Raw genomic sequence first — 10,770 nt, forward strand, 5'->3', positions numbered from 1 at the left:
AAGAACTTGAGGCTTTTTTTCACACAGAAGAACAAAACGATTCCGTTGGACACGAACCGAACCGCCATTTCACTCTGACACCTGAAGCAGCCCGCCATGCGCACCCGACCCTTCACCGCCAGCTCTTGCGCCGCAGCCCGGGGGACCCCCCCCTGGCTGCGGGCTCAAGTCCGGGCAGCATTCGTCGAAAGCGCTAGCACAGGAATCGAGAACTCATGCCCGGAACAGGCATGGTTTTCTGGCCCTGACGTTCGAATCAAGCGCACACAGCCCCTGATCAAAGGGACTGTGTTCCGCCATTCGAGCCCGCTCGATCACCACAGCGCGACATCGACCCTGTCGCCGCTGGGGTGCGCTGCCTCATGGTTTCACAGGAGTTGCCGGGTCGGACCACTGAACACCCCTGAGGAGGTCGGGACGGTGCGGCTGGGCATGCATGAATGCCCGCTGCCATCGCCTGCCCGAGCGAGCCACTGATGAGCACCCTGATCCCCCACTTGTCGACCACCCAGATTGCGGGCCTGACCACCCGCACGCTGGGCCGTTTCTCGACCGAAGATTGGGCTGCCTTCAGCAGCGACCAGATCCAGGCCCTGACCACGCAGCAGTTCGCCTCGCTCGGCAGCTTTGCCATGAGCGCGCTGAGCAGCGAGCAGATTCGCTTCTTCCAAACCGCCGATCTGCGCGCACTCAGCAGCACCGCCCTGCGCGCCCTGAGCACGGACAAGATCGCCGCGCTCGACTCCGACCAGATCGGCGCCTTGGGCACCCAACAGGTGGCCGTGCTGAGCAGCACGCAAATTCAGGGCTTGCTCAGCGAAGACCTGAATGCCTTCAACAGCGCACAGATGCGCGCCCTGCAATCCAGCCAGATCGCGGCCCTGGGCAGCGATCAGTTGCGCAGCCTCAGCACCGAAGACCTGGTGGCCCTCAGCACAGCCGGCCTGCGCGGTCTGAGCGCCAACCAGCTGGGCCAGTTGGGCAGCGACCAGATCGTCGCCCTCAGCACACAACAGACGGCCGCGCTCAACAGCAGCCAGGTCGCTGGTTTGAAAACCGAGCAGATCGCCAAGATGGCAACGGACGATCTGCAGGCCCTGAACACGGCCGCCCTGCGCGCGCTGAACAGCGAACAGCTGACGGCGCTCAGCTCCGAGCAGTGGCAAGCCCTGGGCACCGCCCAGGTGGCTGCCCTCAGCGGCAGCCAGTTGGCCAGCCTGGCCAGCGAGGAGCTCAATGCCATGAGCAGCCGCCAGTTTGGCGCGTTCAATTCAGCCCAAGTCGCGTCTCTGCGCACCGACCAGATCCGCGGCCTGGAAACCGAAGACCTGGCCGCCCTCAACACCGCGGCCTTGCGCGGTCTCAGCGCCGAGCAACTCGGCGCCTTGGGCACCGAGCAGATCACGGCCCTGAGCACCGCCCAGGCTGCAGCGCTGAACAGTGCCCAGGTCGCCGGCCTGCGCACCGAGCAGATTGCCAAGCTGGCGAGCGACGATCTTCGAGCGCTCAACAGCGCGGCCCTGCGCAGCCTCGGCACCGATCAGCTCGCCGCGCTCGGCTCGGACCAGCTGGCCGCACTCGGCACGGCGCAAGTCAACGCCTTGACCGCCGCCCAGATTCAGAGCCTGTCCAGCGACGACCTCAATGCCTTCAGCAGCGCCCAGTTCCGCGCCCTGAACTCGGCCCAGCTCTCGGCCATCAGCAGCGACCAGATGCGTACGCTGAGCAGCGAAGACCTGGCCGCCCTGAGCAGCGCCGGTCTGCGCGGCCTGCGCGCCGAGCAGCTCGCGGCCCTGGGCACGGAGCAGATCGTGGCCATGGGCAGCCAGCAGTTCGCGGCCCTCAACAGCGTGCAGGCCCAAGGTCTGCGCACCGACCAGATCGCCGCCCTGCAAAGCGAGGATCTGCGCGCGCTCAGCACCGCCGTGATCCGCTCGCTCAGCAGCGAACAGATCGCCGCACTGGGCTCAGACCAGATTGCCGTGCTCGGCACGGCCCAGCTCAGCGCCATGGCCAGCGCCCCGGTGAACCAGCTGGCGGCACTCAGCACCGACGAGATCCGCGCCTTCACCACCGCCCAGATGGCGGTGCTCAACAGCGCCCAGATCGGCGGCCTGCGCAGCGACCAGATCGCCGCCCTGCAGACCGAAGACCTGCGCGCCATCCAGAGCGGCGCCCTGCGTGCACTGAGCAGCGAACAGCTGGCGGCTCTGGGCTCCGAGCAGATGGCGGCCCTGGGCACGGCCCAGCTCAATGCCCTCACCTCGGCCCAGATCCGCAGCCTGGACAGCGAACACCTCAATGCCCTGACGGCCACCCAGTGGCAGGCCATGAGCTCGGCCCAGACTGCCGCCCTGCTGACGGATCAGATTGCCGGCATTGGCACGGAAGATTGGGCCGCCATCGGCACCGCGGGCTTGCGTGGACTCAGCTCGGCCCAGCTCGAAAGCCTGGGTACGGGCAGCAAGGTCGCCGCCTTGACCACCGCCCAGGCGGCGGCGCTGACGAGCAGCCAGATCACGGGCCTGCAGGTGCAGGCCATGGAGACGGACGACCTGCGCGCCCTGAGCACGGCCGCCATCCGCGCGCTCAGCTCCGAGCAGCTGGGCAACCTCAGTTCGGATTCTCAGCAAGCACTAAGCAGCCAGCAGGTGGCTGCGTTGAGCAGCGCGCAAATTCAGGGGCTGGGTGCCTCGCTCAAGGATTTCAGCTCCGGCCAGTTTGCGGCCATGAATTCCAGCCAGGTCGCGGCCATGGGCAGCGATCAGGTGCAGTCGCTCGATGTCTCCGACCTCGCCGCCCTCAACACCGCCGCCCTGCGCGGCCTCAATGCCGGCCAGTTGGCCGCCATGAGCAGCGATCAGCTGATCGGTCTGAGCACCCAGCAGTACGCCGTGCTCAACAGCGCCCAGGTCCAATCCCTGAGCGCCACCCAGATGGGCCGGCTGGCCACCGATGACCTGCGCGCGCTCAACAGCGGCGCCCTGCGAGGCCTCAGCACCGAACAACTGGCCGGCTTGAGCAGCGATCAGCTGGCCGCCCTGGGCACACAGCAGGTCAATGCGCTGACCCAGACCCAGCTGCAATCCTTGTCCAGCGAAGACCTGAATGCCTTCAGCACCCAGCAGTTCCAGGCCCTGAACTCGGCCCAGGTGGGCGCGTTGAGCACCGATCAGCTGCGCTCGCTGCAAAGCGAGGACCTGCTGGCCATCGGCAGTGCCGGCTGGCGCGGCCTGAACTCCGCTCAGCTCGGCGCCCTGGGCACGGATCAGATCGTGGCGCTGAGCACCCAGCAGTTCGCTGCCTTGAACAGCGTCCAGGTGCAGGGCCTGCGCAGCGAGCAAATCGCCAAGATCGCCAGCGATGACCTGCAAGCCCTCAACAGTGCCGCCCTGCGCGCCCTCAGCAGCGAGCAGCTGGCCGCTCTGGGCAGCGAACAATGGGCAGTCCTGGGCTCGGCCCAGATCAACGCGCTCAGCTCGGTGCAGATCCAAAGCCTGTCCAGCGAAGACCTGAACGCCCTCACCACGGCCCAGTTCCGCGCCATGAACTCGGCCCAAGTGGCAGCGATAGCCAGCGATCAAATCCGCAGCCTGCAAACCGAAGACCTGGCAGCGCTGAGCACTGCCGGTCTGCGTGGCCTGAGCGCCAACCAGATCGCCGCCTTGGGCAGCGACCAGATCATCGCCCTGACCACGGCGCAGGCCGCGGCACTGAACAGCGCCCAGATCCAGGCCCTAAGCACCGAGCAGATCAGCCATCTGCAGACCGATGATCTGCGAGCCCTCAGCACCGGCGCCATCCGCGCCCTCAGCACCGATCAGATGCGGGCGCTGGATTCCGAACAGATTGCTGCTCTGAGCACCGCACAGATCGCGGCGCTCAGCAGTTCGCCGATCAACCAGCTGGGCGTGCTCAGCAGCGACGAGATCCGCGCCCTCAGCTCGGCCCAGATTGCAGCCCTGGGCAGCGCCCAGATCGGTGGCCTCAGCAGCGACCAGTTCGCCAGCCTGGCGACCGAAGACCTGGCCGCCATCAACACCCGTGCGCTTCAATCGCTGGGCACCGACCGGCTGGCCGCCCTGGGCTCGGACCAGATGGCAGCCCTGACCACGGCCCAGGTCGCCGCACTCAGCAGCAGCCAGATCCAGGGCCTGGGCAGCGAAGACCTCAACGCCTTGAGCACGGCCCAGTTCCGCGCGCTCAACTCGGCCCAGATCGCAGCGCTGAGCACCGAGCAGGTCGCCAGCCTGGCCACCGACGATCTGGCTGCCATCCACACCGGCGCCTGGCGCGGCTTCAGCTCGACCCAGTTGGCAGTACTGGGCACGGATCAGATCATTGCCATCAGCACCGCCCAGGCCGCCGCTCTCAACAGCGCCCAGGTGGCGGGTCTGCAAGCCAGCCAGATGTCCAAGCTGGCCACCGATGACCTGCAAGCGCTCAACTCGGCGGCCTTGCGCGCCCTGAGCTCGGAACAGTTGGCCGCCCTGGGCTCGGATCAATGGCGGGTGCTGGGCAGCAATCAGCTCAACGCCCTGAGCAGCATGCAGATCCAGAGCCTGGCCAGCGAGGACCTCAATGCCCTGAGCACGGCCCAGTTCCGCGCCCTCAACTCGGCCCAGGTGGCGGCATTGACGACCGACCAGCTGCGCGCCCTGGCCAGCGAAGACCTGGCCGCCATCCACACCGGCGCTCTGCGCGGCCTGAGTGCCAACCAACTCGGTGCCCTGGGCACCGACCAGATCATCGCCCTGAGCACCGCCCAGGTCGCGGTGCTGAACAGTGCCCAGGTCAGCGGCTTGCGCACCGATCAGATCGCCAAGATCGCCAGCGACGACCTGCAAGCCCTGAACAGCGCCGCCCTGCGCGCGCTCAGCAGCGAGCAGCTCGCCGCCCTGGGTTCCGAGCAACTGGCCTTGCTGAGCAGCCAGCAGATCAACGCCCTGACCTCGGCGCAGATTCAAAGCCTGGCCAGCGAGGACCTGAACGCCTTCACCAGCGCCCAGTTCCGGGCCATGAACTCGGCGCAGATCGCGGCCCTCTCGAGTGATCAGATACGCAGCCTGCAGACCGAAGACCTGGCGGCCATCAGCACGACCGGATTGCGCGGCTTGAGCGCCGAGCAGCTGGCGGCCTTGGGCACCGAACACATCGTGGCCCTGAGCAGCAGCCAGGCCGCCATGCTGAACAGCGCCCAGGTGGCCGGCCTGCGCACGGATCAGATCGCGCGCCTGGAGAGCGACGATCTGCGTGCCCTGAACAGCGGCGCCCTGCGTGCCCTGAACAGCGATCAGCTGCGCGCGCTGGGCTCGGACCAATGGGCCGTGCTCACCACGGCCCAGGTCAATGCCCTGACGCCCAGCCAGCTGCAAAGCCTGGGCAGCGAAGACCTCAATGCCCTGAGCACGGCCCAGTTCCGCGTCATCGGCTCGGCACAGATCGCCGCCCTGGGCAGCGACCAGCTGCGCAGCCTGCAAAGCGAGGATCTCGCCGCCATCGGCAGCACCGGCCTGCGCGGTCTCAGCGCCGCACAGCTGGGCGCCCTGGGCACCGAGCAGATCGTGGCCATGAGCAGCAGCCAGTTCGCGGCCCTGAACAGCGCCCAGATCCAGGGCCTGCGCACCGACCAGCTGGTGGCCATGCAGAGCGAGGACCTGCGCGCGCTCAGCTCAGCCGCCATCCGAGCCCTGAGCAGCGAGCAGTTCCAGGCCCTGGGCTCGGACCAGATCGCCGCCCTCACCACCGCCCAGATTGCCGCCCTCAGCACGGCGCCGGCCAACCAGCTGGCCACGCTGAGCAGCGATGAAATCCGCGCCCTCAGCACCGCCCAGGTGGCGGCCCTGAACAGCGCCCAGATCCAGGGCCTGAGCAGCGAGCAGATCGCCGCCATGGCCACCGACGATCTGCAGGCCCTCAACCTGAATGCGATCAAGGCCTTGGCCAGCGATCGCCTGGCCGCGCTCGGCAGCGAGCAATGGGCCGCGCTCAGCACCGCCCAGGTCAACGCCCTGAGCAGCAGCCAGGTGCAAAGCCTGGCCACCGAGGACCTGAATGCGCTGACCAGCCTGCAGTTCCGCGCCCTCAACTCCGGCCAGCTGGGCGCATTGCGCAGCGACCAGATCCAGGCCCTGGCCACCGAAGATTTGGCCGCCCTCAGCACGGCGGCCTGGAAGGGTTTGGCCGCCGACCAGCTGGCCGTGCTGAGCAGCGAGCAGATCATCGCCCTCAGCACCGCCCAAGCGGCCGCCCTCAACAGCGCCCAGATCGCGGGCCTGCGCACCGATCAACTGGCCCGCATGGCCACCGACGACCTGGCGGCGCTCAACAGCGCCGCCCTGCGCGCGCTCAGCTCCGATCAACTGCGCGCCCTGGGCTCGGATCAGTTCGCGGCCCTGGGTACGCAGCAGGTCAACAGCCTGACTGCGGCGCAAATCCAGAGCCTGGGCAGCGAGGACCTGAACGCGCTGAGCAGCAGCCAGTTCCGCGCCCTCAACTCCTCGCAGATCGCCCTGATCCTGACCGAGCAGATCCGCACCCTGAGCACCGAGGACCTGGCCGCCATCAGCACCACCGGCTTGCGCGGCCTGAGCGCCGCGCAGCTCGGTGTGCTCGGCAGCGATCAGCTGATCGCGCTCACCACCGCCCAGGTGGCGGCCCTCAACAGCGTCCAGGTCGCGGGGCTGCAAGCGAGCCAGATGGCCAAGCTGGCCACCGACGATCTGCAGGCCTTTAACAGCGGCGCCTTGCGCGCACTGAGCAGCGAGCAGCTGGCGGCCCTGAGCAGCGAGCAATGGATGGCGCTCAGCACCAACCAGATCAACAACCTGACCGCGGCCCAGGTGCAAAGCCTGTCCAGCGAAGATCTCAACGCCCTCAGCACCGCCCAGTTCCGGGCCCTGAGCTCGGCCCAGATCGCCCTGATCCTGACCGAACAGATCCGCACGCTCAGCACCGAAGACCTGGCCGCCATCAGCACAGCCGGGCTCAAGGGTTTGAGCGCCGGTCAGCTCGGTGTGCTGGGCACAGACCAGTTGGTGGCCCTGAGCACGGCCCAGGTCAACGCCCTGAACAGCAGCCAGGTGCAGGGCCTGCGCACCGATCAGTTGGCCAAGCTGGCCAGCGACGACCTGCAAGCCCTGAACAGCAGCGCCCTGCGCGCCCTGAGCAGCGAGCAGTTGGCCGCCTTGAGCAGCGAGCAGTGGGCGGCACTGGGCACCGCCCAGGTCAACAGCCTGAGCTCCAGCCAGATCCAGAGCCTGGCCAGCGAGGACCTCAACGCCCTGAGCACAGCCCAGTTCGCGGCCCTGAGTTCGACCCAGGTTTCGGCCCTGCTCAGCGACCAGCTGCGCAGCCTGCAAAGCGAAGACCTGGCGGCCATCGGCAGCGCTGGGCTGAGGGGCCTGAGCTCCAGCCAGCTCGGCGCCCTGGGCACCGAGCAGATCGTGGCGCTGAGCACGGCCCAGGTGGCAGCGCTGAACAGCGCCCAGATCGCCGGTCTGCGCACCGACCAGATCGCCAAGCTCGCCAGCGATGACTTGCAAGCCCTCAACAGCGGCGCCCTGCGGGCCCTCAGCACCGATCAGATCGCGGCCCTGGGCTCCGATCAGCTGGCTGCGCTGAGCACGGCCCAGGTGAACGCGCTGACCTCGAGCCAGATGCAAGGCTTGCGCAGCGAGGACCTGAATGCGCTGACCACCACCCAGTTCGCCGCCCTGAGCAGCGGCCAACTGGCTGCCCTGGGCAGCGACCAGTTGCGCCTGCTCAACACCGAAGACCTGGCCGCCATCGGTACGGCCGGGCTGCGCGGTCTGAGTGCCGCCACACTCGGAGCCTTGGGTACCGAAGCCACGGTGGCCCTGAGCAGCAGCCAGTTCGCCGCCTTGAGCAGCAGCCAGGTGAGCGGACTGGGCAGCGACCAGATGCGCACGCTGCAGACCGAAGACCTGCGCGCCCTCAGCAGCAGCGCCCTGCGCGCCCTCAGCACCGACCAGCTGGCGGCCCTGGGCTCCGAGCAATGGCGTGCCCTGGGCACGCAGCAGCTCAACAGCTTGCAGACCCACCAGATCCAGGGCCTGCGCAGCGAAGACCTCAATGCCTGGACCAGCGAGCAGTTCCAGGCCATCGCCTCGACCCAGCTGGCCGCCTTGCAAAGCGACCAGCTGCGCAGCCTCAGCAGCGAGGCCTTGAGCACGATCGGCACGGCCGGCTTGCGAGGCTTCAGCGCCGACCAGATCGGCGCGCTGCGCACCGATCAGATCGTGGCCCTGAGTACAGCCCAGAGTGCGGCCCTGAGCAGCGCCCAGGTCAGCGGGCTGAACACCGAACAGATCAGCAAGCTGCAAACCGAGGACCTGCGTGCCCTCAACACCAGCGCCTTGCGGGCCCTGGACAGCGAGCAGCTGGCGGCTCTGAGCTCGGAGCAGATCCAGGCCCTGAGCACGGCCCAGGTCAATGCCCTGACCCTGGAGCAGTTCCAGAGCCTGGGCAGCGATGACCTCAATGCCCTGACCAGCACCCAGTTCAGCGGCCTGAACTCGGCCCAGATCGGCGCACTCGGCAGCGACCAGCTGCGCACCCTGAGCACCGAGGACTTCGCCGCCATCAGCACGGCGGGCTTCCGCGGCCTGGATGCCGGCGACATCGCCGCCCTGGGCACGGATCAGATCGTGGCCCTGAGCACCGCTCAGGCCGCCACCCTGACCGCCGCCCAGGCCGAAGGCCTGCGCACGGACCAAATCGCCAAGCTGCAGTCCGACGATCTGCAAGCCCTGTCCACCGCTGCCATCCGCGCCCTGGACAGCGAGCAGTTCACCGCCCTCAGCTCCGAGCAGCTGACCCGTCTCACCAACGCCCAGTTCGCCGTGCTGACAGCCGCCCAGGTGCGCACCATCAGCACTGAAGAGCTGCGCAGCCTGAACACCGAGCAGGTCCGTGGATTCACCTCGGCCCAGATCGAGGGCTTCAGCACCGAGATGGTGGCCAGCCTGAGCACCGAGCATGTCGGCGCCCTGAGCATCTTCGCCCTGCGCGGCATGAGCAGCGAACAGCTCAATGCCTTGCAAAGCGACCAGATCGCGGCCCTCAGCCGGCTGCAGGTGGGTGCACTCACCACGGCACAGGTCCAGAGCTGGAGCACCGAGGACATCCGCGCTCTGAACAGCAGCCAGGTCTATGCCATGGGCTCGGCCCAGCTGGGTGCACTCAGCACGGATCAGCTTCTGCAGTTCTCGACCGAGGATCTGGCCGCCATCAGCACCGGTTCTCTGCGAGGGCTGAGCGCAGAAGACTTCACCGCCCTGGGTTCGGACCAGCTGCGGGCCCTGAGCAGCGGCCAGTTCGCGGCCCTGAGCAGCAGCCAGGTGGCCGGCATCGAGGCGGCCGATATGGCGCGGCTGCAAACCGAAGACCTGCGGGCCCTGAGCACCCAGGTGGTTCAGCAGCTGAGCAGCGAGCAATTCGCCGCCCTCAACACCGAGCACCTGAGCGCCCTGTCCACGCAGCAGATCCTGGCCTTGAGCACCGAGCACATCAGCAGCTTCAGCAGCGAGGACATCCAGGCCCTGAGCAGCCAGCAGATCGCCGCCTTCAGCTCACGTCAGCTGGGCAGCTTCAGCACCGAGCAGATCATCTCCCTGAGCACCGACGACATCAAGGCCTTCACCACCGAGCAGATGCACGGACTGACGACCGAGCAGATCCATGCCTTCACCACCGACCAGATCCCGGGATTCGAACCCGAGGACCTGGCCTCGCTGAACATGACCCAGGTGCTGGCCTTCAGCGACGCTGCGGCCAATGTGTTCAGTGCCGAACAGCTGGAAGGCCTGTACCTGGCCACGCCCATCGTGCTGGACCTGGATGGCAACGGCGTCAGCACCGTGGCCGCCGCGCAGGGCGCGCAGTTCGATATGTTCGGCACCGGCCATGCCCACCAATGGGGTTGGGTGGCACCGCAAGATGGCCTGCTGGTCATGGACCGCAACGGTGACGGCCAGATCAACAGCGGCCGCGAGCTGTTCGGCAGCGGCACGCTGCTGGCCAATGGCCAACGCGCCAGCAACGGCTTTGCCGCCATGGCCGAGCTCGACCTCAACCGCGACGGCCGTCTGGACGCCCTCGACGCCGGCTTCCAGGACCTCAAGGTCTGGGTCGACGGCAACGGCGATGGCCGCACCGACGCCGGCGAGCTGCGCTCCTTGCAGGAACTGGGCATTCGCGACTTCAACCTGCAAGCCCAGCAAGGCAACAGCCTGGATCAGGGCAATCTGCTCGGCCTGGTCGCGGACTACCGCACCGAGGATGGGCAGAACCATGCCCTGGTCGATGTCTGGTTTGCCCGCGACCGTGGCGGCGACAGCGCCGGCCCGGCCGCCAGCATGCCGGCCCTGGGTGAGCTGCTGAGCGGCCCCAGCGCGTCCTTGCTGGCCCCATCCGCACAGGACCAGCAGGTGTCGGCTGCGCAAGGCGCGCATGCCCTGGCGGCCTTGCGTCGTTCTTGGCTGGACGACGACAGCCTGCCACCTCCCCTGATCTGAGGGCCCCGCGATGCAAGCTCGACCCCACCCTCCCTTCATCAATGCCACGGCATCGCTTCGGCCGCCGTGGCAGGCAGAAATGCGCAGGCAATCGGCTTGTTATGCCCGATTCGGCCGGCTCAAGTTCCGGAAAACTCTGACCAGGGAGCCAAAAGCATGAAAAGCCAGGTTTCAGGCCGGGATGAGCACCGCCGCATGCGCGGGGGTGCTTGCTCAAGTTTGGTCCAGCAAC

At 67.6% G+C, this 10,770-nt stretch carries 1 protein-coding gene; it reads left to right on the plus strand.

Annotated elements, in window-relative coordinates; translation table 11 throughout:
* Positions 1 to 476 precede the first annotated feature (476 nt).
* The gene (locus C1O66_RS05235) at positions 477 to 10,538 is read left to right on the plus strand and encodes a hypothetical protein (RefSeq protein ID WP_133155110.1); all 10,062 of its coding nucleotides are present in this window, start codon (positions 477 to 479) and stop codon (positions 10,536 to 10,538) included.
* Positions 10,539 to 10,770 lie beyond the last annotated feature (232 nt).

It is taken from the genome of Paucibacter aquatile, assembly GCF_002885975.1.
GTDB classification, from domain to species: Bacteria; Pseudomonadota; Gammaproteobacteria; order Burkholderiales; family Burkholderiaceae_C; genus Paucibacter_A; species Paucibacter_A aquatilis.

What these genes read in the sequence shown, in the direction of transcription:
- C1O66_RS05235 (WP_133155110.1), top strand. Translation starts at nt 477, where the DNA reads ATGAGCACCCTGATCCCCCACTTGTCGACCACCCAGATTGCGGGCCTG.